Annotated in this window: 26 protein-coding genes; 18 read left to right on the top strand and 8 right to left on the bottom strand. The window is 68.4% G+C overall.

The genetic code is table 11. From position 1 onward, the window contains the following. The 4 genes from LDO13_RS11960 to LDO13_RS11945 are packed head-to-tail and all read left to right on the top strand — an operon-like array spanning position 1 to position 4,667. Positions 1-285, top strand: coding sequence for a F0F1 ATP synthase subunit epsilon (locus LDO13_RS11960; RefSeq protein WP_069952229.1), 285 nt, complete (start codon positions 1-3; stop codon positions 283-285). Between the two features lie 10 nt (positions 286-295). Then, positions 296-727 (top strand): DUF2550 domain-containing protein, encoded by a 432-nt coding sequence (locus tag LDO13_RS11955; RefSeq protein WP_224046952.1) that lies wholly within the window; start codon positions 296-298, stop codon positions 725-727. A gap of 5 nt (positions 728-732) precedes the next feature. Further along, on the top strand, positions 733-2,115 hold the full coding sequence (locus tag LDO13_RS11950) for an alpha/beta hydrolase-fold protein (protein WP_224046951.1): 1,383 nt from the start codon (positions 733-735) through the stop codon (positions 2,113-2,115). Then, positions 2,112-4,667 (top strand): DUF2156 domain-containing protein, encoded by a 2,556-nt coding sequence (locus LDO13_RS11945; protein ID WP_224046950.1) that lies wholly within the window; start codon positions 2,112-2,114, stop codon positions 4,665-4,667. The genes LDO13_RS11950 and LDO13_RS11945 overlap by 4 nt, the downstream gene beginning before the upstream one ends. Positions 4,668-4,994: 327 nt before the next feature. Here the strand turns inward: LDO13_RS11945 and LDO13_RS11940 are convergent, their stop codons facing one another. Further along, a complete protein-coding gene (locus LDO13_RS11940; protein ID WP_024365900.1) occupies positions 4,995-5,198 on the bottom strand; it encodes a cold-shock protein in 204 nt (67 codons plus the stop codon). A 334-nt stretch (positions 5,199-5,532) separates the two neighbouring features. Then, positions 5,533-6,228, bottom strand: coding sequence for an endonuclease NucS (gene nucS, locus LDO13_RS11935; protein WP_224046949.1), 696 nt, complete (start codon positions 6,226-6,228; stop codon positions 5,533-5,535). A gap of 59 nt (positions 6,229-6,287) precedes the next feature. Between nucS and LDO13_RS11930 the strand changes: the two genes are divergently transcribed. Together LDO13_RS11930 and LDO13_RS11925 are read left to right on the top strand one after the other, a co-directional pair. Further along, entirely contained in the window at positions 6,288-6,641 is a 354-nt protein-coding gene (locus tag LDO13_RS11930) for an ATP/GTP-binding protein (protein ID WP_224046948.1), read from the top strand. Positions 6,642-6,738: 97 nt separating this feature from the next. Continuing rightward, positions 6,739-7,545: an alpha/beta fold hydrolase gene (locus LDO13_RS11925; RefSeq protein WP_224046947.1), complete on the top strand. Its 807-nt coding sequence runs from the start codon at positions 6,739-6,741 to the stop codon at positions 7,543-7,545. Between the two features lie 85 nt (positions 7,546-7,630). Here the strand turns inward: LDO13_RS11925 and LDO13_RS11920 are convergent, their stop codons facing one another. After that, positions 7,631-8,800 carry an AI-2E family transporter gene (locus LDO13_RS11920; RefSeq protein WP_224049772.1) on the bottom strand — a complete coding sequence of 390 codons (1,170 nt, stop codon included), beginning with the start codon at positions 8,798-8,800 and terminating at the stop codon, positions 7,631-7,633. 330 nt (positions 8,801-9,130) lie between these two features. Between LDO13_RS11920 and LDO13_RS11915 the strand changes: the two genes are divergently transcribed. The 8 genes from LDO13_RS11915 to LDO13_RS11880 all read left to right on the top strand — a co-directional run bounded on the left by LDO13_RS11915 (position 9,131) and on the right by LDO13_RS11880 (position 18,982). Then, a complete protein-coding gene (locus LDO13_RS11915) occupies positions 9,131-11,023 on the top strand; it encodes a hypothetical protein (RefSeq protein WP_224046946.1) in 1,893 nt (630 codons plus the stop codon). Between the two features lie 138 nt (positions 11,024-11,161). Beyond that, a complete protein-coding gene (locus LDO13_RS11910) occupies positions 11,162-12,166 on the top strand; it encodes a tetratricopeptide repeat protein (protein ID WP_224046945.1) in 1,005 nt (334 codons plus the stop codon). After that, positions 12,166-13,266: an NADH:flavin oxidoreductase/NADH oxidase gene (locus LDO13_RS11905; protein ID WP_224046944.1), complete on the top strand. Its 1,101-nt coding sequence runs from the start codon at positions 12,166-12,168 to the stop codon at positions 13,264-13,266. Before LDO13_RS11910 ends, LDO13_RS11905 begins: the two co-directional genes overlap by 1 nt. An 88-nt stretch (positions 13,267-13,354) precedes the next feature. After that, positions 13,355-14,161, top strand: coding sequence for an ABC transporter ATP-binding protein (locus LDO13_RS11900; protein WP_224046943.1), 807 nt, complete (start codon positions 13,355-13,357; stop codon positions 14,159-14,161). Next, entirely contained in the window at positions 14,143-15,714 is a 1,572-nt protein-coding gene (locus tag LDO13_RS11895) for a transporter (RefSeq protein WP_224046942.1), read from the top strand. Before LDO13_RS11900 ends, LDO13_RS11895 begins: the two co-directional genes overlap by 19 nt. Before the next feature lie 105 nt (positions 15,715-15,819). Further along, entirely contained in the window at positions 15,820-16,602 is a 783-nt protein-coding gene (nagB, locus tag LDO13_RS11890; protein WP_224046941.1) for a glucosamine-6-phosphate deaminase, read from the top strand. Positions 16,603-16,663: 61 nt separating this feature from the next. Then, a complete protein-coding gene (locus LDO13_RS11885) occupies positions 16,664-16,990 on the top strand; it encodes a DUF3039 domain-containing protein (protein ID WP_144670921.1) in 327 nt (108 codons plus the stop codon). A gap of 207 nt (positions 16,991-17,197) precedes the next feature. Continuing rightward, positions 17,198-18,982 carry a DEAD/DEAH box helicase gene (locus LDO13_RS11880; protein ID WP_224046940.1) on the top strand — a complete coding sequence of 595 codons (1,785 nt, stop codon included), beginning with the start codon at positions 17,198-17,200 and terminating at the stop codon, positions 18,980-18,982. 84 nt (positions 18,983-19,066) lie between these two features. Here the strand turns inward: LDO13_RS11880 and LDO13_RS11875 are convergent, their stop codons facing one another. From LDO13_RS11875 to LDO13_RS11865, 3 genes are all read right to left on the bottom strand, one after another. Then, the gene (locus tag LDO13_RS11875) at positions 19,067-19,414 is read right to left on the bottom strand and encodes a hypothetical protein (RefSeq protein ID WP_224046939.1); all 348 of its coding nucleotides are present in this window, start codon (positions 19,412-19,414) and stop codon (positions 19,067-19,069) included. A gap of 122 nt (positions 19,415-19,536) precedes the next feature. Next, positions 19,537-20,205 (bottom strand): isochorismatase family protein, encoded by a 669-nt coding sequence (locus LDO13_RS11870; RefSeq protein WP_224046938.1) that lies wholly within the window; start codon positions 20,203-20,205, stop codon positions 19,537-19,539. Further along, entirely contained in the window at positions 20,205-21,533 is a 1,329-nt protein-coding gene (locus tag LDO13_RS11865) for a nicotinate phosphoribosyltransferase (RefSeq protein ID WP_224046937.1), read from the bottom strand. Before LDO13_RS11865 ends, LDO13_RS11870 begins: the two co-directional genes overlap by 1 nt. Before the next feature lie 213 nt (positions 21,534-21,746). On the opposite strand from LDO13_RS11865, the gene clpS reads away from it, so the two are divergent. The 4 genes from clpS (at position 21,747) to LDO13_RS11845 (ending at position 24,686) form a co-directional block, all read left to right on the top strand. Then, complete coding sequence (clpS, locus tag LDO13_RS11860) at positions 21,747-22,127, top strand: ATP-dependent Clp protease adapter ClpS (RefSeq protein WP_224046936.1); 381 nt, start codon at positions 21,747-21,749, stop codon at positions 22,125-22,127. After that, on the top strand, positions 22,120-22,686 hold the full coding sequence (locus LDO13_RS11855) for a DUF2017 domain-containing protein (protein ID WP_224046935.1): 567 nt from the start codon (positions 22,120-22,122) through the stop codon (positions 22,684-22,686). Before clpS ends, LDO13_RS11855 begins: the two co-directional genes overlap by 8 nt. A gap of 102 nt (positions 22,687-22,788) precedes the next feature. After that, complete coding sequence (gene murI, locus LDO13_RS11850) at positions 22,789-23,892, top strand: glutamate racemase (protein ID WP_224046934.1); 1,104 nt, start codon at positions 22,789-22,791, stop codon at positions 23,890-23,892. After that, positions 23,889-24,686, top strand: a complete 798-nt coding sequence (locus tag LDO13_RS11845) for an MBL fold metallo-hydrolase (RefSeq protein WP_224046933.1) — start codon at positions 23,889-23,891, stop codon at positions 24,684-24,686. Before murI ends, LDO13_RS11845 begins: the two co-directional genes overlap by 4 nt. Before the next feature lie 9 nt (positions 24,687-24,695). Here the strand turns inward: LDO13_RS11845 and LDO13_RS11840 are convergent, their stop codons facing one another. Together LDO13_RS11840 and LDO13_RS11835 are read right to left on the bottom strand one after the other, a co-directional pair. Beyond that, positions 24,696-25,370, bottom strand: a complete 675-nt coding sequence (locus LDO13_RS11840; protein WP_224046932.1) for a response regulator transcription factor — start codon at positions 25,368-25,370, stop codon at positions 24,696-24,698. Then, positions 25,363-26,661, bottom strand: coding sequence for a histidine kinase (locus LDO13_RS11835; RefSeq protein ID WP_224046931.1), 1,299 nt, complete (start codon positions 26,659-26,661; stop codon positions 25,363-25,365). Before LDO13_RS11835 ends, LDO13_RS11840 begins: the two co-directional genes overlap by 8 nt. Between the last annotated feature and the right edge of the window lie 10 nt (positions 26,662-26,671).

The raw sequence follows: 26,671 nt of genomic DNA, 5'->3' as shown, positions 1-26,671 counted from the left end.
ATGGCTGAGCTTGAGGTTGAGATTGTCGCAGCGGACCACTTCGTGTGGTCCGGAGCGGCCAAGATGGTCAAGGCCCGCACCAGCGATGGTGAAATCGGAATCCTGCCCGGCCACTCGCCCCTGCTGGCGATTCTGGCCGAAGGTGAGCTGGCAATCCAGCCGGTCTCCGGTGACCGCATTGCTGTAGTGGTCGATGGCGGATTCTTCTCCGTCGACAACAACCGGGTCGTCATTGTTGCTGACAACGCCCAAATGGGCGACGCGGCTACTGCGGGGATCCGCTAGCACGACCTTGATGAACGATACTGTTTTTCCGTTCATCGTCCTGGCAACGATCTTTGCGTTGCTGGTATTTGCACTGTGCCTTTCCGGGGTGCGCCGCTTCAATCTGCGGCGCGCCCTGGGCACGGTGGACGCCTCCATTTGCACGGCTGGTAACAGCTGGCAGATGGGGGTTTGTCGTTATCAGGACAACGACCTTGAGTGGTTCCGCCTTGCCTCGCTGAGCATGCGGCCGAAACACACGTTCCGCCGGAGTTCGCTGGAGCTGATCGGCAGGCGCAAGCCCACCGAATCCGAACTCGTCAAGGTCCAGCCCGACGCCGTGATCGTAGAACTCCGGTACGAAGGGCAGGACGTCCTGCTCGCAATGCGTTTCGACGCCTACACCGGACTGTCTTCCTGGCTTGAGGCCGGGCCGGTCGTCGGCGTCGGCACCTGGCGCTAGCCCCGGTGGACTTCCTCGAAGACCTCCGTCTCGTCGACGGGCCGGTGCTGTGGATTGCGTGGGCCGCCGGCGCCGCGGGCCTGGCCTACCTGCTGTGGCACGGCGCACGGCGCCGCAGCGGGAATGCCGCCGCCCGCCGCCGGCTGGAATTCCTGCTTCCCCCGGCCGCGGCCCTCCTGGCAGCCGCCGCGCTGCTCGCCGGTGTGCACTGGCTGATGATCTACGCCTTCTCGGTCTTCCCGGAGGAACTGCCCCGCGAGGTCCTGGCCTGGTCCCTTCTTTCGGTCACGGCACTGCTGCTCTGGACCATGCGCCTGTGGCGCCTCTGGCGGCCCGGAAACGCCGGGCCCCCAAGGCAGGGAAGCCCGCGCCGCCCCGCCCGAGCGACCGCGGCGGCAACGGCCGCGCTGCTCGGCGTCGTCCTGCTTTCCTCCGTCCAGATCAACGGCTACTTTGGCCTCAACCACACAATGAGTGACCTGATGGGCACGGCCGTGGCACGGATCCAGCCGCTGGAAGACGGGCTGAAACGCGCCCCGGGAGCGCCGGCCGGCGTCGGCCTGTCCGAATGGAAGCCACCGGCTGAACTGCCCGACGGCGGCGTGATGCGGCGCGCCATGATCCCCGGCACCAGCTCGGGCTTCGAAAGCCGGGAGGCCTACATCTACCTGCCGCCCGCCTACCAGGCCACTCCGCGGCCGGCCCTTCCCGTCCTGGTCCTCTTCTCCGGGCAGCCGGGCGCGCCGGCGGACTGGCTCACGGGAGGGGCGCTGCGCAGCCGCATGGACCGGTACGCGGCCGAACACCACGGCGTGGCCCCGGTGGTGGTGGTGGTGGACCCCAACGGCTCCGCCTCGGGCAACACCCTCTGCATGGACAGCAGGATCGCCCGGGCCGACACGTTCCTCGCCACGGATGTGCCGGCCTGGATCAAGCGGACGCTGGACGTGGATCCGGACCCGTCGCGGTGGGCGGCCGGGGGTTTCTCCTTCGGCGGGACCTGCGCGATGCAGATGGTGACCCGGCACCCGGACGTCTACAGCTCCGCCCTGGCCTTTTCCAGCGAGAAGGAACCCGCCCTCGCCAAGGAGCGGGAGAAGACCATTTCCGCCTCCTTTGGCGGTGACACCGAAGCCTTCGACCGCCAGACACCGTTGCGGCTCATGAAGGACAACCGCTTTGACGGGCATGCCATCTACTTTGGCGCCGGTGAGCGGGACCCCGAATTCCTCGGCTACATGGATCTCCTGTCGGCAGCGGCGCGGTCCGCCGGGTTCACTGTGGAGGCCCACAGCATTCCCGGTGCCGGGCACTCCTGGGAGACCGCGTCCAAGGGGCTGCCCGGGGGCCTTGAGTTCCTGGCCTCCCGCTGGGGGGTCACGCAGTGACCCCGGGAGCAACGGCACAGCAGCCGGGGACCGGGGCTGCCTCCCTTCAGGGCCTCGGCCGCCAGGGCGTCCGGCAGTCGCTGGGGCATCTGCGCGCCATACCTTTCACGCTGGCGGTCCTCGCGGTCTTCCTGATCACCGGCGCAGCCACCGGAAGCTTTCTCTCCGGGCCACCGGAATCGCTGCTCGACGTGGCTTCCGTCAGTGCACCGGAGCTGAAGGCCGGACGCTGGTGGGCGCTGTTCACGTCGATGTTCTTCGCCACGAACCTGCTGGCCTACGCCGCGGCCGCGCTGATGATCCTGCTCCTGCTGGGCCTCGCCGAGCGGCAGCTGGGGACGCGGCGTACCGCCGTGTTCTACTTCGCCGCCCAGTTCGCGGCGGTGACGCTGTTCCTGCTGCTGACCCAGCTCGCCCGCTATGTCGACGACGGCTGGCTCAGCCGGATGGTCGACGCGCGGCTGATGGGCCCGTACGCGGCTGTCCTCGCGGTGTCGTTGGCGTCCAGCGGGCTGCTGCCCACGCTGTGGCAGCGGCGGCTGCGCACCGCCGTCATCTCCATCTCCCTCATGCTTGTGATGTACGTCGGGCACGCGGAAACCGTCGTCGGGTTCGCCGGGGCACTGGCCGGACTCGCGGCCGGCTGGTGGATCCAGGGGGACAAAGGCACACTGCACCGGCACCGCTCCACTGGCCGCGAGACCCGCAACCTGCTCGCGCTTACCGTGGCGATCTTCGCCGTCGGACCCATCCTGACGGCGACCGTCCGGACCCCCACCGGACCGCTGGCCCTGCTGCGGGACGTCGTCCTGAACCCGCTGCCCACGCTGAACCAGCTGGAACAGTACTGCGGCGGCACACTGGATGCCACCTGCCTTGAGGCCGGCCGCGCCGGTTTTGCGGGTCCGCTGGGCCTCGCGCTGGCGGTGGTCCCCGTGGTGCTGCTGCTCATCTGCGCCGACGGCATGCGGCACGGCCGCCGGCTGGCCCTGCGGATCGCGATCGCGCTCCAGCTCGCGGTGACAGCAATGGCCGCCGTGTACCTGTCCCTGTTCGCCAGGATTCCGCAGTACCCCAACCGGCCGCGCACCGGAGTGATGGGGTCCGGGTTTGTCCACATCCTTCCCCTCGTGGTGGTGCCGCTGGTGCTGGTGGTGCTGCTCGCGGCCAACCGCCGCCAGTTCCGCGTCGAAACCAGTCCTCGGGCCCGCCGTGCCCTCGCCGCCGTTGTCGGCGGCACCTGGCTGGTGCTGGCCTCCGGCTACACCGCAGTGTGGCTGGCCTCCGGCGGCATGGACCGCGACGGCGGCCTGCTGGGACTGGCCGCCGAACTGTCCCGCCAGTACCTTCCGGTACCCATCCCCGGAATCTACAGCCGCATCTTCGAGGGCCGTGACGCCGTCGAGGCCTTCCTCTTCGCCACCTCCGGCATCATCTTCTGGGCGGTCGCGCTGGCCGCCGTCTGGCTGGTCCTGCAGCGCCGGCTGCACCGTACCGACGCCGGGGCGGAGGACCGGGACGTTGCCCGCGGACTGATCCGCCAGGGCGGGGACTCCCTGTCCTGGATGGCGCTGTGGGAGCCCAACAAGTATTGGTTCGCACCGGAGGGCCGCGGGGGAGTGGCGTACCAGCAGCACGGCAATGTCGCGCTGACGCTGGCCGGGCCCTTCGGCCCGGCGGCGTTCCACGAGGAGACCGCGGCAGGTTTCATCCGCTACTGCGCCGAACACGCCCTCATCCCGTGCTTCTACTCCTGCACAGATGAGCTGTGGCCGATGCTGAAGGGACGCGGTTTCCGGCGCGTGGCCGTGGCCCAGGAAACCAGGCTGGCAGTGCGCTCCCTCGAGTTCAAGGGCAAGGACTGGCAGAACGTCCGTACAGCCCTGAACCGGGCGGACAAGACCGGGGTCCGCGCGGTGTGGGGCCGCTACACCGACTTCTCGCCGGCGCTGCGCGCCCAGCTGAGCGAGGTCTCGGAGGAGTGGGCCGCGCAGAAGTCCGTCCCGGAGATGGGCTTCACCCTTGGCGGCATCGACGAGCTCGTTGACGCGGAGGTGCTCTGCTGCGTCGCCGTCGACGCCGAAGGACAGGTCCAGGGCGTTACGAGCTGGCTGCCGGTGTACACGGACGGGCGGCTCGTGAGCTGGACCTTGGACTTCATGCGCCGGCGCGGCGACGCTTTCCCCGGCGTCATGGAATTCCTCATCGCCTCCGCGGTGCAGGAGCTGCGCAGCTCGGTGGAGGTCATCTCGCTGTCCGGTTCGCCGCTGGCCAAGGACACGGCGAAGGTGGCGGACGTTGCCGGCGAGGAGGCGGCGTCCGGAGGGCTGGCGGGAATACTTGACGTCGTAGGAAAAGCACTTGAGCCCGTGTACGGGTTCCGTTCGCTGGCAACCTTCAAGTCCCGTTTCAAGCCCGACTACCGGACGCTGTACCTCTACTACCAGGACCCCCTGCAGCTGCCGGCCATGGGCCGGGCGCTGAGCCGGGCGTACCTCCCCGGCTTGTCCGTGCGCCAAAGTGCACGGCTGCTCAGGAGCCTCGTGCGCTAATACCGCGCGCTAACGGCCGCAACAATACGAACCGGCCAATAGCGCGGCCCCCATTGCAGCGTCGAAACAATGCACGGCAACGGGCCAAACAATGAGGTTTTGGGACAAAACGGGCAAATCCGGAGCAGCGCTGGCTGGAAATCTGGCGGTGTCCCGGGTGCCGGCCGACGCTGCCCATAAACCGCGCATCGCGGCCTCCCGCGGTACCGGCGTCTGGTCCGATAACCCAGACAATGCGCCAACAAGGCCAAAAAATGATCCCCGGCTCAGAAGCCGGGGATCATTTCTTGCGCGGAGACCGCCGCAGGCGGTTTCCGCTGCGGGTTGCTAGACCAGCGTTACGCCGGTAGCCTGGGGGCCCTTGGCGCCCTGGCCGATTTCGAACTGAACGCGGGCGTTCTCGTCGAGGGTCTTGAAGCCGCCGGTCTGGATCTCCGAGTAGTGAACGAAGACATCGCCATCGGAGTCATCCGGGGTGATGAAGCCGAAGCCCTTTTCAGCGTTGAACCACTTGACAGTTCCCTGTGCCATGTATTTCTCCTCATTATGGATCTTGGTTAAGACCGGCACACCTCGTGCCGGACTTGGTCACTCCGCGAGAAGAACCCTTGGCTGTGAGACCGGATTATCCGGGCTTCGGCGGCAGGCGCTTCACGCTCGCAACATGTCTTGCGAGCATGAAAAAACACCTACACAAAGACTCGTATAAGAATTTCATGACAGTTGCGTCAGGTCAACGGGCACGGCGCACAATTGGCATAAATTTTGTACAAAGTATCGATGAATGCCTGTGGCCGTGCATTACCTGCGGCCAGTTCCGGTTGAACGGCCGGGGCGCTGCCTTTTAGGAGGGCCGGGATTCGACTTAGAAGAGCCGGGATTCGACGTCGTCGACGCCGCGCATCGCGTCGTAGTCCAGGGTGACGCAATCGATGCCGCGGTCGTTTGCCAGGACCTTGGCCTGGGGCTTGATCTGCTGGGCGGCGAAGATCCCGCGGACCGGAGCCAGAAGCGGGTCGCGGTTGAGCAGTTCGAGGTAGCGGGTGAGCTGCTCGACGCCGTCGATGTCACCGCGGCGCTTGAGCTCGATGGCCACTGTGGCGCCGCTGGCATCCCTGGCCAGGATGTCCACCGGGCCGATGGCGGTGAAGTACTCACGGCGGATGAGGGAGAAGCCGGCACCCAGAAGCTCGATCTGGTCGGCCAGCAGCCGCTGCAGGTCCGCCTCCACGCCGTCCTTGATCAGCCCGGGGTCCTGGCCGAGCTCGTGGGAGGTGTCGTGGAGCTGCTCATGGATGTTGATGATCAGCCGGTCGTCGGTCTTGGCGGACTGGACGGTCCACTGCTCGACGACGCCGATTTCGACGTCGACGTCCTCAGGGGTGGAAACCCTCAGGGACGCTGGAGGACTCATCCAGTTCAACGGCTTGTAGGAACCGCCGTCGGAATGGACCAGGACGGAACCGTCGGCCTTGACCAGCAGGAGCCGGGTGGCAAGCGGGAGATGGGCTTTGAGCCGGCCGACATAATCAACGGAGCAACGGGCTATCACTAAACGCACCAGCCCAACACTACCGTCTGCGGGGACAAGGGGCACCCGGACTGGGGCAGAATGGAACCATGCCCCGTTCGAACCGCCCCCGCCGTGCCGTGCCAGGCAGGTCCGGCTCCGGCAAGGCGGCAAAGCCCGGGGCGAAGGGCGGTCCGGTGCCCGAGCTGGACCTGGAGCGCGCACGCTCGGGCTTCGCGCGCCGCGAGAGTGCGCCGGACGGCGAATGGTCGGTCCGGCCCATCACCGCCGGACGGGCTGAGAAGACCTACATCTGCCCGGGCTGTTCGACTGCGGTGTTGCCCGGCGTCGCCCACCTCGTCGTGTGGTCCGAGGACCACCTCTTCGGGGCGGCCGCGGGGCTGGCGGAGCGGCGGCACTGGCACACCAACTGCTGGACCTCGCGCAGCTACCGTTACCGCTGACTGATTCGCGGGATATCTGCTTGACGGTTCTGCCTTGTGGTTCCGCTTTGCGTCGTCGCCTGGCGGCTGCGCCGGTTGCTTTCGCTAAGCTGGACGCATGAGTTTTGACCCGGCGTCGTACGTCTTCAACCAGCCTTCCGCACCGACCGCGATCCGCGCCTCCACGGTTCTGCCGGCCCGCCGGGAGAACGTGGAGCTCCGGACCGGCGACGGGCACCGGCTCGTCGGCGAGCTGGCGCTCCCGGAGTCCGGCGAAGTGAAGGCCACCCTGATCACCCTCCATCCGCTGCCGACCCACGGCGGCTTTATGGACTCGCACGTCTACCGCAAGGCCTCGTACCGGCTGCCCGCCCTCGCCGGGATCGCCGTGCTCCGGTTCAACACCCGCGGCACCGCCTCGCCGCGCGGAACCAGCGACGGAACGTTCGAGGAGGGCATCGGCGAACGCCTGGACGTCGAGGCGGCCGTGCGGTTCGCCGTCGACCGCGGCCTGCCGAACCGCTGGCTGGTGGGATGGTCCTTCGGCACCGAGCTCGCGCTGATGTACGGGGCAACCGAGCCGGTGGCCTCCCAAGTGGAGGGCGCCATCCTGCTCTCGCCGCCCCTGCACCGGGCAACAGATGTGCACCTCAAGGAGTGGGCGGCCACCGGCAAGCCGCTCAAGGTGCTCGTCCCCGAGCATGACGACTACCTCCAGCCGGCCGGGGCCACGGAGCGCTTCGGCTTGGTGCCGCAGGCCCGGGTCGTGGGCGTGGACGGTGCCAAGCACCTGTGGGTGGGGGAGAAGTATGCCGGCCGGGTGCTCAACGAGATCGTCCAGGAGGTCCTGCCGGGCGGCTCCGGCGGCACGGACTCCGGACTGCCGCAGGAATGGGACGGTCCGGTCGCCACGGCGCACGCCTGAGCGCCGGGTGCAAGGACGCTACGAAATAGGACAGCCGCTGCGTGGATCCACGCAGCGGCTGTCCTATTTCGTAGCGAAAAACTCTCTAGTGCTTGTCCTGGCGGACGATGAAGATCTCCTTGACCAGCAGCATGATGGCGGCCGCGGTGGGGATCGCGATCAGCGCCCCCAGCACACCAAGCAGGCTGCCGCCGGCGATGACCGAGATCACGGCGACGGCGCCCGGCACCGCGACGGCCTTCTGCATGATGCGCGGCGAGATGAAGTAGGCCTCGAACTGCAGGTAGGCGAAGTAGCAGATGGCATAGACCACAGCGGTCTGCCAGCCCGCCGTGAGGGCGATCAGCGTGACGATGACGCCGGCGATCAGCCCGCCGACCAGCGGAATGAAGGCCAGCAGGGCCACAACGAACGCGAGCAGCACCGCGAACGGTACGCCGACGATCGTCATCACGATGAACGCGAAAGTGGCATTCACGAGGGCGACGACGGCCTGGCCGATCACGTAGTTGCCGACCGAACCGGTGATTTCCTCGGACAGGGCCTCGACCCTGTGCCGGCGCGACCGCGGGGCAAGGCGGTAACCCCACTTCTTCATGGCAGGCAGGGCGGCCAGGAAGTAGAGGCTGAGCACCAGCACAATCAGGGCACCGAACAGACCATTCGCCACCGTTGAGCCGAAGCCGACGACGCCGCCGAAGATGCCACCCATCGCCTCCGGGTTGTTGACGAACTTTTCCAGTTCCTGGGAGATACGTTCCCGCACCCCGTACTGGTTGTCGATGCTGCGGAAGAAGTCCGAGTTGATGAAGTCCGTGATCCAGCGCGGCGCCTCCTCGACGATCTGGGTCACCTGCTGGACGATAGTGGGGATCAGCGTCGCGAAGAAGGCGGCGACAGCAAGGGCCAGGGTGGAAACGGCGACCACAATGCCGGCGGCGCGGGGAAATTTCTTCGCCTCGAGCCAGCGCACCACCGGGTCCAGGCCCAGCGCAATGAAAAGCGCCGCCACGATCCAGAGGAGCAGCTGCGTGGTGTTGGAGCCGATCCAGTAGACCAGCAGGGCCACGCCGACGCCGACTGTCCCCATAAACCCGACGTAGAGGGGGTGCTGGGAGGACATTCGCGGGCCGGGATCGCCAAAGCGGGTGCCCGTCTCAGTCTCGGGCGTCGTCTCGTCGTCCTGCTCCGGGGGCATCTCGAAGCGGAGCCGCGGCTGGGCTCCCGGAAGAGGCTGGCGCAGGCGGTGGGCCATCGCGTTGAGCACTCCGGCCAGGGCTGACCGGCGGGGGGACACCTGCTCCTGCGGACCGCCTGCCGTGCTGCCGGATTCCTGGCTTTCTTCCTGTCCTGAGGGGGACGTATCCGTGTGTCCAGTCACTGCGTTGAAAGCCCTTAATCCTTGAGAAAATTCCCGTCGGTGCCGCGGTCACGGCCCCAGTGTGATGATCAACGCAAACACTATCAGCAGGCTTGTTTTGGCGCGGTGAAGCGGCTCCCGCGGAGGCCGCGGAAGGGGTTGACAAGCAGGCCGATCTGACTCCGTGGTAACAAAACCGTTACTATTGAAGCTAAGTGTCCGCTGATGATAGGTAATATTTTGCGTTTCAAGACTGCAGTTGCACTAGTGCTGCTCGGCCTCCTGACACTGCTGGCCGGAATCGGCCAAAAGACGTTCTGGGCCCCGGCCGAGACCGTAACGGCCACCGCGCCTGCCGGTTCGACCGCGGCGCCGCTGACCGTATTTGACGAGAAGCTTCGTACGATGCGGGACGGCACGGTGACCATCAATGTCAAGGGCGAGGGCAGCTTCATGCTGGCCGCCGGCCGTCCGGACGACGTCGAGGCCTGGGTCGGCAAGACCGCGCACAACACTGTCTCCGGCGTGTCCGAGGACGGCAAGGCGCTGCAGTTGACGCATGCCGAAGGCGAAGCGACCGCCCCCTCGCCGGCGGGTTCGGATCTGTGGGTCAGCACGGAGAACGCCAGCGGCGAGTTGAAGTACAACTGGACCCCGCCGGCTGACGGCGACTGGTCGCTCCTGCTCGCGACGGACGGCACTAAGCCGGCCCCCAGCTCGATCACCATGACCTTCCCGAACGACACCTCCACTCCGTGGGCCATCCCGCTGATGGTTCTCGGCGGCCTGCTGATCCTGGCCGGCGCCGCCCTGATGGTGCTGAAGCCCAAGTCCGGCACCCGCCCCGGTTCCGGCAGCGACGGTTCAAGCGGTGGTTCCAGCGGCGGTTCCAGCGGCGGTTCCAGCGATGACTCGACCGGCGGCAGCAGCTTTGCCCGCCGTGCGCAGGCCAAGGCTGCGGCCCGCAACGAAGCCCGGAAGTCCGCCGCCGCCACGGCAGCGGTCCCCGTCGTCGAATCCCCGGCGGTCGACCCGAAGGGCGTTGACTCCAAGGGCACCCAGGAGAAGTCCGTCGCCGCGCCGGCCAACGGACTGCAGCGGCTGCGGCGCTCCGGAGCGGTCGTGGCCGTACTGACGGCCACCGCCGTCGCCGGCAGCGGCGTGGCGGCCCAGGCCAGCCAGTCGCCCGCCCCGGCGCCGGCCACGTCGTCCGCCGCAGCGGAGCAGGCCCCGGACTCGCCGGTGCTGGTCGACGCCCAGGTCCGACGCATCCTGGAGCAGGTGGCCAGCGCGGTCGACGCCGGCGACGCCGCCAAGGACGCCAGCAAGCTGGAGCCGCGTGTGGCCGGGCCCGAGCTCGAGGTCCGCACGCAGAACTACAAGATCCGCTCGCAGGTCGGCTCGTACGAGGCCCGGATGCCGGTCCGCGCCACCAAGCTGCTCACGACCGTGGTCACAGAGAAGCGCAGCTGGCCGCGCACCGTCATGGCCGTCACGCAGGGCGAGGGCAACGTTGTTCCGCAGCTGCTGACCCTGACCCAGGCCTCCCCGCGGGAGAACTACAAGCTGGTCCTCACCACGCCGCTGCAGCCGGGGACAACCTTCCCGGGGATCGCACGCGGCGGCACGCAGACGGTGGCACCGTCGGATAAGTCGGGCCTCCTCTACAGCGGCGAGGAAGCGCTGGGCGGCCTGGGCGACCGGTTGAACTCCGCCGAATCCGCATTCAAGGACAAGCTGAGCGAGGGCGCGTCCTCCCCGTACATTGCCGACACGCTGGCCTACCAGGCCGATGTGGCGAAGTCGGGGGTCAACGGAACCTTCTCCTTCACCCACAAGGTGGTCCCGGAGAGCGTCGTGGTGTTCCGGACGGCCGACGGCGGGGCGCTCGCCCTGGGCCGCCTGAACTTCGCGTTCGATGGCACTCCGAAGGCCGAGGGTGACAAGCTGACCATCGGCGACGATGCAGCGGCCCTCGCCGGCGGCAAGGAGACCAGCACCGGCATGGTGCTGAACTTCGCCGAGTCCGTGGCCGTCTATATCCCGCCGGCCGGGTCCCAGGACCCGATGAAGCTCGTGGCCGCCACCCGTGGCCTCACGGGAGCCAGCTTCAAGTAGGCAGCGCGAGGCAAGCACTGCGCGAAACAGCAGTGTGAACGCACGATGACAGGAAAGACCCGGCCCCGGCCGGGTCTTTTCTTTTGCCCGGTTCCGCCAGGTGGCACCGGGCGCGGGCGATGTGGTTAGAGTGGAACCATGACTTCGCCAGCTTCCCGACCGGTCCCGCCTCCTGCCGCCAACCCGCTCAACCTGCGGGGCGCCGTCGACCTTTCCGCCCTGAAACAGCGACCCGCAGCGCCGCCGGCCGCGGCGGGACCGGCAGGCATGCCGGGTGCTCCGGGGGCCCCCGGCAACGGGGACGCGGAGCACCCCGGCCGCCCGTTGCGGGTGGACATCTCCGAAGCCAACTTCCAGGAACTCGTGGAGCTGTCCGCCCAGGTTCCCGTCGTCGTCGCGCTCTGGGCGGCATACTCGCCCGGCTCCGCCGAACTGGTGGACGTCCTCGAGCGGATCGTGCACAGCTATGACGGCCAGCTGGTGCTCGGTGCCGCCGACGTCGAGGTGTTCCCGCAGCTTGCCCAGGCGTTCCAGGTGCAGGCCGTTCCCACCGCCGTCGCCCTCGTCAAGGGCCAGCCGGTGCCGCTGTTCCAGGGCGGTGCCGAGGAACCCCAGGTCCGCAGCCTGCTGGACGAACTGCTCAAGGTCGCCGCCGCCAACGGCGTGTCCGGACGGATCGGGACGGGCGGGCCCGGCGCCGCCGCGCCCGAAGCTCCGCCGCTGCCTCCCTTGCACCAGAAGGCGTTCGACGCGATCGAGGCCGGGGACTACGCCGCGGCAGCGGACGCCTACCGCCAGGCGCTCCTCGAGATGCCGGCCGACGCCGAAGCCAAGGCCGGGCTCGCGCAGGTGGAGCTCATGGGCCGGCTCCAGCCGGTCTCCGCCGCTGACACTGAAGCATTTCGCAAGCTGGCTGCCGACGAGCCGGACAACCTCGAGGCCCAGTTTGCCGTGGCCGACATGGACATCGCCGGAGGGCACGTCGAGGACGGGCTCGGCCGGCTCGTGGCGTTCATCGGCCGGAACTTCGGCCCGGAGCGGGAAACAGCCCGGGTCAGGCTTCTGGAACTGTTCGACGTCGTGGGCACCAGCGACGACCGCGTCGCAAAAGCGCGCCAGAACCTGGCGCGGGTCCTCTTCTGATGGGTTCCGCGCTCTTCGCCCCGCTGGAACTGCGATCCCTGCACCTGCAGCACCGCGGCTGGGTCTCGCCGATGTGCCAGTACAGCTGTGAGCCGGAAACCGGGGAAGGGGTCCCCAACGACTGGCACCTGATGCATCTGGGCTCCTTCGCCACCGGCGGCGCAGCCCTGATCCTCACCGAGGCGGCCGCCGTCAACGCCGCCGGACGGATCAGCCCGCGGGACGCCGGACTCTACAACGACGACCAGGCGGCGGCCTGGGAGCGGATTACGGCGTTCGTCCACCGGCACGGATCCGCTGAGACCAAGATCGGCACCCAGCTGGCGCACGCCGGCCGGAAGGCCTCCTCCTACTGGCCGTTCTCGGGCAGGAAAGGCACGGTGGCTGCGGCCGACGGCGGGTGGCCCACCGTGGGTCCCGGCACCTCGGCCTTCGACGGCTACGACGCCCCCTCCGCGATGTCGGAGGAGGAGATCGACGGCGTGATCGCCGATTTCGCCGCGGCCGCGGAACGGGCCGTCGGAGCTGGCTTCGACACCATCGAAATCCACGGCGCGCACGGCTATCTCCTGCACCAGTTCCAAAGCCCCCTGGTCAATGACCGCACCGACCGCTGGGGCGGTGACGAGGAGGGCCGGAACAGGCTCACCCTCGCCGTGGTGGATGCCGTGCGGAACGTCATTCCCGACTCCATGCCGCTGCTGCTCCGGATCTCTGCCTCGGACTGGGCTGAAGGCGGCATCGACGCCGAGGCCTCCGTGCGGATGGCCAAGGCGGCCTCCGAACATGGCGTGGACCTCGTGGACGTCTCCAGCGGCGGCGCCGTCGCGTACCAGCAGATCCCGGTGGGACCCGGCTACCAGACCGGTTTCTCCGCACGGATCCGGCGCGAAACCGGAGTCAGGACCGGCACGGTCGGGCTGCTGACGTCGGCCGGCCAGGCCGAGCACGCCGTGGCCACCGGCCAGGCCGACGGTGTGTTCATCGCCCGTGCCGCCCTGCGCGACCCGCACTGGTGGCTGCGGGCTGCCTTCGAGCTTGGCCATGAAATGGTCTGGCCGCCGCAGTACGACCGCGCCATTCCCCGCCACTCCTTCTAGCAGACCCTCCAACGGAGAGAGTGGTCCGCCTGCGGGGTACGCCTTGCGGACGATCCGTTCCGGGCACGGCGGCGGTTAGTCTAGCGACATGACTTTTCACCAACCGCATCCGCCTGCCACCGAAGGCCGGCGGGACCAGCCGGTCCCCGCACTGTCCCTGCGCGGGCTGGCCAAGCGCTTTGGCGGCAAGATCGCCGTCGACGGTATCAGCCTGGACGTTCCGGCGGGCTCCTTCTACGGGATCGTCGGCCCGAACGGCGCCGGCAAGACCACCACACTGTCGATGGCGACGGGACTGCTGCGGCCCGAGTTCGGCACGGCGTTCGTGCACGGGGTGGACGTCTGGAAGCAGCCGCTGGAAGCCAAGAAGCTGATGGGCATCCTGCCGGACGGCGTCCGGCTCTTTGACCGGCTGACCGGCGAGCAGCTGGTCAGCTACGCCGGGCTGCTGCGCGGGATGGACAAGGACGTCGTGGCCGGGCGCGTCAAGGAACTGCTCGCGGCCCTGGACCTGAGCGTCGACGCCGGCACGCTGGTGGTGGACTACTCCGCCGGCATGACGAAGAAGATCGCCCTCGCCTCGGCGCTGATCCATGCGCCGCGGCTGCTGGTGCTCGACGAGCCCTTCGAATCTGTGGACCCGGTGTCCGCCGCCAACATCCGCGACATCCTGGACCGCTATGTGGCTTCCGGCGGCACAGTCATCGTCTCCAGCCACGTCATGGATCTGGTCCAGCGGATGTGCGACCACGTCGCCGTCGTCGCCGCCGGCCGGCTGCTCGCCGCCGGGACCGTGGAAGAGGTCCGCGCGGGCGAGTCGCTCGAAGACCGGTTCGTCGAGCTGGTCGGCGGCCGCAGCCACACGGAGGGGCTCGAATGGTTGCGCACCTTCTGAGGCTCAAGCTGATCCTGCTGCGCAACAGCGTCCGCCGCAGCCCCTGGCAGCTTGTGGGCCTCGGCATCGGCGTCCTGTATGCGCTGGGACTCGTGGGGCTCGCCGTCGCGGGGCTCCTGTATCTCCGCGGGCAGGACGCCGGCCTGGCGCACACGGTCGTGGTGCTCGGCGGCGCCGCCGCGCTGCTGGGGTGGGCCGTGGTCCCGGTCGCTGCCGCCGCCGCCGATATGACGCTGGACCCGGCCCGGTTCACCACGTTCGCCGTGCCAATGCCGCAGCTGCTGACCGGCCTGGCCCTCGGCGGGCTGATCGGCATCCCGGGCGCCGCGACCACCCTGGTGGCGCTCGGCACCGTCGGCACCTGGTCCCGGAGCCTGCCTGCCGCGGGCGGCGCCCTGGTGGGCGCGGTCCTCGGTGTGCTGAGCTGCATTGTCCTGTCGAAACTGGTCACTACGGCCACCGCAGGGCTGGCCAGTTCCCGCCGTTTCAAGGACGCCAGCGCGGTGATCTTCCTGATACCCCTTGTCCTGATGGGCCCGATCGTGGCGGGGATCGCCAAAGGGATTGCGGGTTCCGGGAACTTCCTGGCCGGACTGGCACGCACGCTGTCCTGGACCCCGGCGGGGGCCGCGTGGTCCCTCGGCGGCGATCTTGCCGAGGGGAGCTACGGCGCCGCGGCCCTTAAGTTTCTGATAGCTGTTGCCACGCTCGCCGGACTCGCGCTGTGCTGGAAGCTGCTGCTGCAGCGGGCACTCGTGACGCCGCCCTATGCCGGCACCTCCAGGAAGCGGGCCGGAGGACTCGGATTCTTCGGGTTGTTCCCGGCGACGCCAACGGGCGCGGTCGCGGCACGGTCCCTGACCTACTGGCTCCGGGACCCCCGGTACTCAGGCTCCCTCGTCGTCGTCCCGCTGCTGCCGGTCCTGCTGCTGTTCCAGGCCACCCAGACGGGATCCTACGGGCTGCTCCTCTTCATCGGGCCGATGACCGCGTTCCTGCTTGCCTGGTCCATCTCAACGGACGTCTCCTATGACAACACCGCCTTCGCGCTGCACGTCGCCACAGGAGTGCGGGGCGTCCACGACAGGCTCGGCAGGGCGGTGGCGTGCCTTGTCTTCGCCCTGCCGGTGGTGCTGGCGCTCAGCGTCCTGCCGTTCCTGCTCGGCGCGGACTGGCAGCAGTTGCCCGCAGTGCTCGGGTTGTCCCTCGGTGTCCTGTTCAGCGGGATCGGTCTGTCCTCGGTAGTGTCGGCACGCTACACGTCGGCGGTGCCGCTCCCCGGGGACAGCCCCTTCAAGAAGCCGCCCGGCAATGTGGCGCAGACGCTGGCGGTGCAGTTCGGCGGCATGGGGGCACTCCTGGTGCTGGTGGCCCCCGAAACGGCGCTTGTGGCGGCGCAATTCGTCACCGGAAGCTCCGTGCCCGGCTGGATCAACCTGGTCCTTGGCCCGGTCCTGGGGCTCGTGTTGTTTGCCGCAGGAGTCCGGCTGGGCGGCAAATGGCTCGATGCCCGCGGGCCGGAACTGCTGGCCCAGCTGGCCGTCAACCGTTGACACGGGCGCGGCGGGCGGGACTGGGATAACCTGCCCCTAAGGCGCATCCGGCAACGGGTGCGGCAGCGGAAGAGGCAGCGGCAGGGCAACGGTAAAGGCAGGGCCATGGAAGTCGTCATTTTGTCCGGCAGCAAGCCGATCGCCGCCCTTGCGGCGGATGCTGTGGAGGCACTGATCCGGCGCAAACCCGCCGCCGTCCTGGGCCTGGCCACCGGTTCGTCCCCGCTGCCTGCCTACAACGAACTGGCGTTGCGGCACGAGCGGGACGGCCTGGACTTCAGCCAGGTGCGGGCCTTCGCCCTGGACGAATATGTGGGGCTGCCGCCCGGACACCCGGAGTCCTACCGTGAAGTGATCCGGCGTGAATTCACCGAGCGCGTGAACATCGACCCGGCGAACGTCCGCGGCCCGGACGGCTCGGCCGCGGACATACCTGCCGCCTGCCGGGCCTTCGAGGACGCCATCCGCGATGCAGGGGGAGTGGATCTGCAACTGCTGGGCGTCGGCACCGACGGCCACATCGGATTCAACGAGCCCGGGTCCTCCCTGGCATCGCGGACCCGGATCAAGACCCTGATCGAGCAGACGCGCCGGGACAACGCACGGTTCTTCGGGAGTTTGTCCCACGTCCCGCACCACGTGGTGACCCAGGGGCTTGGAACCATCCTGGAGGCCCGGCATGTGATTCTCATTGCCACCGGCGCGCAGAAGGCGCAGGCGGTCCGCGACCTCGTGGAAGGACCCGTCGCCGCCATCTGCGCGGCCTCGGTCCTGCAGCTGCACCCGCATGCCACGATCCTGCTTGACGAGGCGGCCGCGTCGTCGCTGCGGCTCGCCGACTACTACCGCCATAGCTATGAGAACAAGCCCTCGTGGCAGGGGTTGTAGCACTGCGCCTTCAACTTACCGCCGCCATGCCGTCGCCATACGGTCCGATCCAGCGGCTAAGATGGGACTCATGAACAGCATGACCGATCCTCTCGAAAACGACCCAATGCGCGAGCTCTCCGGAGCCGGGACGTCGACGGCCACTATCGAGCGCGAGGAACTGCGCCAGGAAGTGGAACCCGGTGACCGGGAACGCTTCTCGCACTACGTGCGCAAGGAAAAGATCATGGAATCCGCGCTGTCCGGCGAACCCGTCATCGCCCTGTGCGGCAAGGTCTGGACGCCGGGCCGCGATCCGAAGAAGTTCCCCGTCTGCCCCGAATGCAAAGAGGTCTACGACGGCCTCCGCCCGGGCAACGACGGCGGCAAGGGTTCCGGCGACAAATAGCGCGGCCACGCAGGGCGCGGACGCATCGCCTCCCCGTGCCCGCGTCCGGGCCTGCCCCCTGCACCGGAGAGCCTGTTCCCCCGGTGAATGATGCCCGGTCCAGCTGGCCGGTGATTGCTTACGGTTCATCCGAAAAGATTGGTGTTTTTTGTGCTTAAGTGGGTTTCTCCGTCAGCGGCAGCAGTGCGCGGAATGGAGGGCACCTAAGTGACAGAGACACTCTTCGGCGGACCCGTGCTGCCGCCCGCGTATCCCGAGCGGGCAGCCTGGGGCACCGCGCCGAAGCTCCGTGCCTGGCAGCAGGAAGCCCTGGACAGCTACTTCACCACGCATCCCAGGGACTTCCTCGCGGTCGCAACGCCCGGCGCCGGCAAAACCACGTTCGCGCTGCGGGTGGCTTCGATGCTGATCGAAGCCAATGTCGTCAACCGTGTCACCATCGTGGCGCCCACCGACCACCTGAAGCGGCAGTGGGCCGACGCGGCCGCCAGGGTGGGCATCGCCATCGATCCGAACTTCAAGAACGCCGACGGCCAGCACGGCCGCGGCTTCATCGGCGTCGCGGTAACCTACGCGCAGGTGGCGAGCAAGCCGATGCTGCACCGGGCCAAGACCGAAGCCGCCCGCACGCTGGTCATCCTCGACGAAATCCACCACGGCGGCGAGGCGCTGTCGTGGGGCGACGGGCTCCGCGAAGCCTTTGAACCCGCGGCGCGCCGGCTCTCGCTGACAGGCACTCCGTTCCGCTCCGACACCTCGCCGATCCCGTTTGTGGAATACGCCGAGGACCGGGACGGCATCCGGCGTTCCAAGGCGGACTATACCTACGGCTACGGCAAGGCGCTCCGGGACCACGTGGTCCGTCCCGTGATGTTTATGGCCTATTCCGGCCAGATGCGCTGGCGCACCAGCGGCGGCGAGGAGATGGCGGCCTCGCTCGGTGAATCGGCCGTCACCAAGGACGTCACGTCCCAGGCCTGGCGGACAGCGCTGAACCCCACGGGCGAATGGATCCCCGCCGTGCTTGCCGGGGCGGACAAACGGCTCAGCGAGGTGCGCCGGACCGTTCCCGACGCCGGCGGGCTGGTCATCGCGACCGACCACGAGGACGCCCGTGCCTACGCCGGGCAGCTGAAGAGGATCACGGGCGAGTCGCCCACGGTCATCCTCTCCGACGACACGAAAGCCTCCAGCAAGATCGAGGAGTTCACCGCCAGCGAAAAGCGCTGGATGGTGGCCGTGCGTATGGTCTCCGAAGGCGTGGACGTCCCCCGGCTTTCCGTCGGCGTCTATGCGACCTCCACCGCCACCCCGCTGTTCTTCGCCCAGGCCGTCGGGCGCTTCGTGCGCGCCCGGAAACGCGGCGAGACGGCGTCGGTCTTCCTGCCCTCCGTGCCGCAGCTGATGGCCCTGGCGAACTCCATGGAGGCCGAACGGGACCACGCCCTGGACCGCCCCGAGAAGGAGGACGGCGACGGCCTCTTCAACCCGGAAGACTCGCTCATGGACGAGGCGAACCGCGAGGAGAAAGCCTCGGATTCGCTGACCAAGGGCAAGTTCGAGGCGCTGGATTCGCAGGCCTCCTTTGACCGTGTGCTGTTCGACGGCGGCGAGTTCGGCACCGGCGGCGAGGTGGGCTCCGAGGACGAGCTCGACTTCCTCGGGATTCCCGGGCTGCTCGACGCCGAACAGGTCGGCACGCTGCTGCGCCAGCGCCAGCATGAGCAGCTCAACCGCAAGAACGCGCGTGCCCCGCAGTCAAGCCCTGCCGCAGCCATACCGGCGGTGCCGGACCACCGCATGCTGATGGACCTGCGCACCGAACTGGCGAAGAACGTCGCGGCCTGGTCTGCGCGCACGGGCACGCCGCACGGCGTCATCCACACCAAGCTCAGGACGGTCTGCGGCGGCCCTGCGGTGGCGCAGGCCAACGAGCAGCAGCTGCAGACCAGGCTTCGAAAGCTGCAGGACTGGTTTATCGGCCGGAAATAGCCACCGGCGCCGGAATGAAAACGCGAAAAAGGGACCGGGGTCACCCGGTCCCTTTTTGGGAAATTTCGCACCGGTCGGCTGCCGCTACTGGCCGCCGCCGGTGCAGAGCTGGCTGAGGGTCTGGCCGGCAGCGGTGTAGGACCCCTGCAGCTCTTCCAGCTTGGCGGAATCCGGGTTTTCCTGGGCCGAGGCGTCCAGGAACTCGATGATGGAGGTCAGCGGGGCCTGCAGTTCCTTGGACGCGGTGGCCTCGATGGGCCGGAGCCGGTTGGCGAGGCGGATCATCCCGGCCTTGTCCGCGGCGGACGTGGGTCCCGCGCCAACGCTCTGGATCCGGGCGCAGGATTCCTCGGTGGTGTCTTGCGGGGCAGTGCACCCGGCAGCGCCGAGCAGGGCCCCGGCAGCGATCAGGACGGTCAGGGTCTTCTTCATGATGTACTCCGGGGTTCTTGCGGGTCAGACGATATTGGGCAGGGATTTCGAGTCTACTGCGGCGGCGCGGCTTTCCCGTCAGCGGTCACGGGGAAACGTGCAGGGGAACGACGCAGCCGGCCTCAGGCGATGTCGACGCCGCCGAGTTCCATTTCCGCAATCGCGTCGTCGAGGTCCTCGGCCACGCCGACCGTGAGATCCCGCAGCACAGTCACGGAGTACCCGGCCTGCACGCCGTCGAGGGCGGTCGCCTTGACGCAATGGTCGGTGGCGATTCCGACGACCACGACGTCCTCGACGTCGTGGCTCTGCAGCCAGTCATCGAGCCCGATTGCGTCCTCGCCGGCCAGGGCCTCGCCGCCGGGTTCGACGTCGGTGTCACCGCCGGGGGAGCCCCCGGAGAGCGGCATGGCACCGGGTTTCCTGTCTCCGGTGGGCACGGCATCGTCCGGGGCAAGCAGGCCCTCAAAGCCCGAGTAGGCCGCGGTGAACTGGCCCTTGCGGAAGTAGGCCTGGATGTATTCCGTGTCGAGGTCAGGGTGGAGTTCGGCCCCGCGGGTTCCGGCCACGCAGTGCTTCGGCCAGCTGTCGATGAAGTCCGGGTCTTCCGAGAAATGCGCGCCCGGATCGACGTGCCAGTCCTGGGTTGCCACGACGTGGTCGAACTGTCCGTGGTGGGCGTCAACGTATTCGCTGATGGCGCCTGCCAGCTCCGCCCCGCCTTCGACGGGCAGGGAGCCGCCTTCGCAGAAATCGTTCTGGACGTCGACGATGATGAGGGCGCGGGACATCAGTTCTCCTCGTAAATGGTGGGGATGGCCGCTTCGCCGCGCTGCAGCCGGTTCACGACAGCGGGAAGCTCCTTCATGGTGTCCGCGTGGCGCTGGCGGGCGCGCAGCACACCCTCCGCGCCGGTCCAGCCGGGCAGGAGCCCGCCGTTCTTGACGAACTGATGCAGCAGGGGCCGGTCATTGCCGTCGTCCTCCGGGCGGTGCCCGATGCCGACGATCTCCTGGGTGGCCGTGCCGCGCTCGTTGAGCTTGCGCAGCGCGTACTTGCGTCCTCCCTTGCTGGTCTTGTTCTTGGCGGCCTTGGCCACGGGTTCGAATTCGCCGTCGTCATCCGTGCGGCTGACCAGCTTGTAGACCATGCTGGCCGTGGGGGCGCCGGAGCCGGTCACGAGGGACGTGCCGACTCCGTAGGAATCCACCGGGGCGGACTGCAGGGCGGCGATGGCGAACTCGTCGAGGTCGGAAGTGACGATGATGCGCGTCCGCTCGTTGCCCAGGTCATCCAGGAGTTGGCGGACCCACTGCGCCTGCGCCACGAGGTCGCCGGAGTCGAGACGCACCGCGCCGAGCTTGTCGCCGGCCAGTTCGACGGCGGTGCGCACCGCCGCCTCGACGTCGTAGGTGTCCACCAGCAGCGCGGTGCCGGCGCCCATCGACGCGATCTGCGCTTCGAACGCCTCGCGCTCGGAGTCGTGCAGGAGGGTGAAGGAATGCGCGGCCGTGCCCACGGTCTTGAGCCCGTAGCGCAGGCCAGCCTCCAGGTTCGAGGTGCTGTCGAAACCGGCGATGATGGCGGCGCGGGCCGCGGCGACGGCGGACTCCTCCTGGGTGCGGCGCGAGCCCATCTCCACGCAGGGGCGGCTTCCGGCCGCGGTGATCATGCGAGAGGCCGCCGAGGCGATCGCGCTGTCATGGTTGAGGACCGACAGGATGTAGGTCTCGAGGATGCAGGCCTCTGCGAACGTGGATTCAACAATGAGGATGGGGGAGTTGGGGAAGTACGCTTCGCCCTCCGCGTAACCCCAGATTTCGCCGGAGAAGGAGAAACCGGCCAGATAGTCCAGGGTCTCCTCGTTGACCACCTTGGTGCGGCGGAGGAAGTCGATTTCGACTTCACTGAAGCGGAAGTCCGCGATGCCCTCCAGCAGCCGGCCCGTGCCGCCCACAATGCCGTAGCGGCGCCCGTCCGGCAGCCGCCGGGCGAAGGCCTCGAACACTGACTTGCGGTGGGCGGCGCCGGAATGCAGCGCGGCCTGCAGCATGGTCAGCTCGTAATGATCGGTGTACAGGGACGTGCGGGGACGGTCCCAGCCAGCTGAGGTACTCACGAATTCACTCTAGTCCCCACCGGCTCCCACGTCTCGCTTCGCTTCGCCGCGGGGCCCTCGCCGGCGTGGGCCCACCCACCGGCTCCCACGTCTCGCTTCGCTTCGCCGCGGGGCCCTCGCCGGCGTGGGCCCACCCACCGGCTCCCACGTCTTGCTTCGCTTCGCCGCGGGGCCCTCGCCGGCGTGGGCCCATCATCCCCATAGAATGGACAGATGACCCTCAGCGTTGCGCTCGGCCCTGATACCCAGGAGAGCACCCAGACCGGAACAGCGACGTCGACCGATGTCCTGATCGCCCCGGACATCCCGTGGAACCTCGTGATCTGGAACGATCCGGTGAACCTGATGAGCTATGTGAGCTACGTGTTCCGCAGCTATTTCGGTTACTCGGAGGCCAAGGCGAACAAGCTCATGCTCGAAGTCCACAAGAAGGGCCGCTCCATCGTGGCGCACGGCAGCAAGGAACAGATGGAGCAGCACGCGGTCGCGATGCACGGCTACGGCCTGTGGGCAACGGTGGAGAAGGCCACCGGCGGCGGCTCCGGCGGCGGCGGCGACAAGGGATCGGGCAAGGGCAAGGGAAAACGTGGCTAAGGCATTCAAGTACGGCATCAAGGGGATCAGCGGCTATCTGGAACCGGCCGAGCGGGAACTGCTGCGAAGCCTGTTCGACGACGTCGTCTCCATGCTGGAGCCGGAGGAACGAGCCAACGAGGACCCCCTCGCGGCGCTTGTGGGACTCGACGCCGAGGCTCGTGAGCCCTCGGACCGTGCCCTGCGCCGGCTGCTTCCGAGCGTCTCCAAGAACGACCCCGCCGCCTCGCTGGAGTTCCGGCGCTATACCGAGCGGTCACTGCGCGAGAGCAAGATCGGTGCCCTGAAGGCCGCGTCACTCGGGCTGGACAAGGATGAACTGGTCCTGACCCCAGACGACGCGCGGCACTGGTCCATGGCGCTCAACGACGTCCGGCTGGTGCTGGCCGAACGGCTGGACATCCGCGACGACGAGGATGCCGGCCACGTGCACCTGATGCAGGACTGGTCGCAGGCCGAAGACGTCGAGAGCTACCTCGCCCTTGTTTACAACTTCACCACCTGGCTGCAGGAATCCCTGGTCCAGGCGATGCTGCAGGCGCTGGAGACGCGCGGCTGAGCCGCGGCTCACCAGCGGCTGGGCTGCGCCGTCCGGGCCGGCCGGCGGCGGAGGCTGCCGCGGCGTGTGACACATTCGACATGAGTCGGACAACACAATGTGATGGCCCGGCCCGCGGCTAAGCCCTATCCTCGAATAATCATGACTTCAGCATCGAGCATGGATCCGGCAGCGAGAGCTGTTGCGGACTCCCCAGCGAGCAGTACCGGCAGCAGCCAGTCCGTCAGCCCGACCGCCAGCGAGATGGGATCGCGTCCCATCGGTGTGTTCGATTCCGGCGTCGGCGGACTCACCGTGGCCCGGTCCATCATCGACCAGCTGCCCAACGAATCCATTCTCTACGTCGGCGACACCGCCCACGGCCCCTACGGTCCGCTCCCCATCGCCGAGGTCCGGGCGAACGCACTGGGCGTGATGGACGAGCTGGTGGATTCCGGCGTGAAACTGCTGACCATCGCGTGCAACTCCGCCTCCGCCGCCGTCCTGCGGGACGCCCGCGAACGCTACACCGCCCGGTACGGGATTCCCGTGATCGAGGTGATCCAGCCGGCGGTGCGCCGCGCCGTCGCCGCCACCCGCACCGGCCGGGTGGGCGTGATCGGGACCTCTGCCACAGTCGGCTCCCGCGCCTACGAGGACACCTTCGCCGCCGCCCCGGACCTGCACATCACTTCCGCGGCCTGCCCCGCGTTCGTGCCCTACGTCGAAGCCGGCATCACGACGGGCCCGGAGCTGCTCGCCGTCGCCCGCGAGTACCTGGAGCCGCTCAAGGCCGCCGGCGTCGACACCGTGGTGCTGGGCTGCACCCACTATCCGCTGCTCACCGGCGTCATCTCCTACGTGATGGGGGAGGACGTCACGCTGGTCTCCAGCGCAGAGGAGACGGCCAAGGACGTCTACCGGGCCCTTGCCTCCAGCGGGCTTGAGCGCACGGACGCCACCGCTCCCGAACACAACTTCATCGCCACGGGAGACGCCTCACAGTTCGAGCACCTCGCCCGGCGCTTCCTCGGCCCCGAGGTCCTCAGCGTCCGCCACGTGGACCATGTCGCGGCCCAGTACCCCACGGGGAGCCTGGCCAGGATCACACCGGAAATGATTGCCGCCGCACAGGCCGGTGCGGGACGTCCGCGGATCTCCAACTTCGTGGGGCCTTCTTCCCTCGTCGCCCCCGGGGCTGCCTCCCTGCGGGGGCGCGGCCTGTGAAGCTGACCATCGTGGGCTGTACCGGATCCTTTCCGGGCCCGGGCTCGCCGGCGTCGTGCTACCTGCTGACCGCGAACGACGGCGAGCGGGACTGGAAGATTGTGCTGGACCTCGGCAGCGGGGCGCTCGGCGCGATCCAGCGCTACACCGATCTCGAGGACATCGACGCCATCTTCCTCACCCACCTGCATCCGGACCACTGCATGGACCTGTGCGGGCTCCACGTAGCCGTGCGCTGGAAGCCGGGCGGCTGGGGCCGCGGCAGGATTCCGGTGTGGGGTCCCGCCGCGACCGCCGACCGGATGGCCACGGCCTACGGCCTGGAACTGGACCCCGGGATGCACGAGGAGTTCGACTTCAGCAACTGGTCCGAGCGCAAGCCGGTGACCATGGGCCCGTTCACGGTCACCCCCTATTCCGTCAACCACCCGGTGGAGGAGGCCTACGCGCTCCGCGTGGAGGTCACCGAACCGGACAAGGACGGCAGCCCCGTCACCCGGGTGCTCAGCTATTCGGGGGACACCGACTCCTGCAGTGGCCTCGAAGACGCGGCCCGCGACGCCGACCTGTTCCTCTGCGAGGCAGCCTTCGAGGAAGGCCGCGACGACGGCATCAAGGACGTGCACTTGACCGGCAAGCGGGCCGGGGAGGCCGCAGTGGCCGCCGGCGCCCGGCGGCTGCTGCTGACCCACATACCCGTCTGGACCTCACCGACGACCGTTATGGCGGAAGCCAAGGGCGTCTTCGGCCAGCACGTGGCCGTAGCCGTGGCGGGCGTGCACTACACGGTCTGACAGGCTGAATCAGAGCAGCCGGTGTTCGTACGCGAAGGACACGAGCTGCAGCCGGGTCCGCAGGCCAAGCTTGGCAAGAATCGACCGTATGTGCGTCTTCACGGTGGCTTCGGCCACGAACAGGCTCCCGGCAATGTCGGCGTTGGCCAGTCCCTTGGCCGCGAGCAGGAAGACGTCGCGCTCGCGGGCGGACAGCGGATCGAGCACCGACAACGCAGGTGCAGCCGGGGACACTGTGCGGGCCGCGTGCTGGAAGAGCTGGTGGACCGAGCCGGGAGCGATGACGGAGTAGCCGGAGTGCACCGTGCGGATGGCGGCCAGCAGGAATTCCGGTTCGGCGCTCTTGAGCAGGTATCCGGAGGCGCCTGCCTGGACAGCGTCGATCACCGCCTGATCCCGGTTGAAGGTCGTCAGGGCGATGATCCGGGGCTTGTCGGTGCCGGCCGCATCGGCGTCGGCCAGGATGCGCCGCGTCGCTTCCACGCCGTCCATCCCGGGCATGCGCAGGTCCATCAGCATGACATCCGGGCGGAGCCCGGCGGCGAGAGCGACGGCCTGCCCGCCGTCGTCTGCCTCACCCGCGAGCACCATGTCCGGCTGGCTCTCGACCAGCATGCGGATGCCCGTGCGGAACAACGGCTGGTCGTCGACCAGGGCCACCGAGATGGTTGCGGAATCAGGCATGCCGGCCGGCCTGCGCTCCGGTGAGTTCCGGGATGGGGGCACCGTCGCGCCCGGCCAGGCCGAAGGGAATGAATGCTGTGACGCGGAAGTCGCCGCCGTCGGCTCCGGCGGTGAGCCAACCGCCTGCCAAGTGGGCACGCTCGCGCATTCCCGGGATTCCGCGGCCCGTCCGCTCGCGTCCGACACCTACCTCCTGCCGGGGGACAGTGCTTCCGGAGCCCGATGTTGAGGCTGCGTGCAACGTAAGGCCCGGGCCGGACCAGTCGGTGTGGAGGCGCACCACGGTGCCCCGGCCGCCGTGTTTGAGCGCGTTGGTGAGGCATTCCTGGATGATCCGGAACACGGCCAGTTGTTGGCCGGCGCCCAGGTCCGCCTGCACCCCGGATGAGCTCTGCCTGATGTCCAGGCTGCCGCGCATTTGCCCGACCAACGGCTCGATGTCCTTCAGCAGCGGCTGCGGTGCGGCCGGGCCGTCCTCCCGGACGTCCTCGATGACACGCTGTGCATCCACAAGGGCGCGGCGGGCCGAACCGGCAATGGTTTCCAGGGCGTCGTGCACGGCTTTGGGGCTTCCGTTGCCGATGTAGCGTGCGCCGTCGGCCTGGGCCGCGATGACGGCCAGCGAGTGGGCGAGGACGTCGTGGAGGTCACGGGTTATGCGGCTGCGCTCCTGCTCGACGATGAGTTCCACCTCGGTTTGCTTCAGGTTTGCCCACGCCTCGTCCCGGGCACGGGAGAGGCTGCCGCGCTCCTCGTAGAGCCGCAGAAGCACTCCCGTGGCGGCGCAACCGGCGGCGATGAGGAGCAGGACGGCCCAGCACTGCCACCACAGTCCGATCATGGTGGTCCGGGTGGCGTCGGCAATCACCAGGGCTGACGTCAAGTGGGCTCCCATCCCGTAGCCGCGCCCCAGGATGATGAACGCCATGACCCCCGCCAGGACCGCGGTGCCGGCGCCGGCGGCAAGCCTCATGCGGGGCGATGCCAGCCAGAGCATGAACGCCAGGGCGACAAAGGTTCCGATGTAGACATGCCACGGCGTGGCGATCATGGGATCGAGCACATGCAACAGCTGCAGGGCGAGGAGAAGCGCCGTCGCGCCCAGGGATGCCGCAGCCCACCGGCCCGCCAGCGCGATGGCCGCCGAGACCAGGATGATGACGGGCAGCCGGCCCTGCTCGGCGAGGAAGGCGCCGTAGAGGCCCCAGTGGCGCCCCGTCCAGAGAGTGAAGAAGGCGAGGCCGGCAGCAGGGGCACCCCAGTGCCGCAGGGCGTGCAGAGTTTTTTCCATGACCGCCACG

Origin of the sequence: Arthrobacter sp. NicSoilB4 (genome assembly GCF_019977335.1) — a bacterium.
Classification (GTDB): domain Bacteria; phylum Actinomycetota; class Actinomycetes; order Actinomycetales; family Micrococcaceae; genus Arthrobacter.
Note: the sequence above shows the minus strand (reverse complement) of the source record. Positions and strands in the feature narration are given on the sequence as shown.

Coding starts and splice junctions, on each gene's coding strand:
- LDO13_RS11870 (WP_224046938.1), bottom strand. CDS start 20,205: ATGTCCCGCGCCCTCATCATCGTCGACGTCCAGAACGATTTCTGCGAA.
- LDO13_RS11885 (WP_144670921.1), top strand. CDS start 16,664: ATGGGACTCATGAACAGCATGACCGATCCTCTCGAAAACGACCCAATG.
- LDO13_RS11910 (WP_224046945.1), top strand. CDS start 11,162: ATGACTTCGCCAGCTTCCCGACCGGTCCCGCCTCCTGCCGCCAACCCG.
- LDO13_RS11895 (WP_224046942.1), top strand. CDS start 14,143: ATGGTTGCGCACCTTCTGAGGCTCAAGCTGATCCTGCTGCGCAACAGC.
- LDO13_RS11940 (WP_024365900.1), bottom strand. CDS start 5,198: ATGGCACAGGGAACTGTCAAGTGGTTCAACGCTGAAAAGGGCTTCGGC.
- LDO13_RS11915 (WP_224046946.1), top strand. CDS start 9,131: ATGATAGGTAATATTTTGCGTTTCAAGACTGCAGTTGCACTAGTGCTG.
- LDO13_RS11835 (WP_224046931.1), bottom strand. CDS start 26,661: ATGGAAAAAACTCTGCACGCCCTGCGGCACTGGGGTGCCCCTGCTGCC.
- LDO13_RS11955 (WP_224046952.1), top strand. CDS start 296: ATGAACGATACTGTTTTTCCGTTCATCGTCCTGGCAACGATCTTTGCG.
- murI (WP_224046934.1), top strand. CDS start 22,789: ATGGCCCGGCCCGCGGCTAAGCCCTATCCTCGAATAATCATGACTTCA.
- LDO13_RS11920 (WP_224049772.1), bottom strand. CDS start 8,800: ATGGCCCACCGCCTGCGCCAGCCTCTTCCGGGAGCCCAGCCGCGGCTC.
- LDO13_RS11960 (WP_069952229.1), top strand. CDS start 1: ATGGCTGAGCTTGAGGTTGAGATTGTCGCAGCGGACCACTTCGTGTGG.
- LDO13_RS11930 (WP_224046948.1), top strand. CDS start 6,288: ATGCCCCGTTCGAACCGCCCCCGCCGTGCCGTGCCAGGCAGGTCCGGC.
- clpS (WP_224046936.1), top strand. CDS start 21,747: ATGACCCTCAGCGTTGCGCTCGGCCCTGATACCCAGGAGAGCACCCAG.
- LDO13_RS11875 (WP_224046939.1), bottom strand. CDS start 19,414: ATGAAGAAGACCCTGACCGTCCTGATCGCTGCCGGGGCCCTGCTCGGC.
- LDO13_RS11905 (WP_224046944.1), top strand. CDS start 12,166: ATGGGTTCCGCGCTCTTCGCCCCGCTGGAACTGCGATCCCTGCACCTG.
- LDO13_RS11900 (WP_224046943.1), top strand. CDS start 13,355: ATGACTTTTCACCAACCGCATCCGCCTGCCACCGAAGGCCGGCGGGAC.
- LDO13_RS11840 (WP_224046932.1), bottom strand. CDS start 25,370: ATGCCTGATTCCGCAACCATCTCGGTGGCCCTGGTCGACGACCAGCCG.
- LDO13_RS11925 (WP_224046947.1), top strand. CDS start 6,739: ATGAGTTTTGACCCGGCGTCGTACGTCTTCAACCAGCCTTCCGCACCG.
- nagB (WP_224046941.1), top strand. CDS start 15,820: ATGGAAGTCGTCATTTTGTCCGGCAGCAAGCCGATCGCCGCCCTTGCG.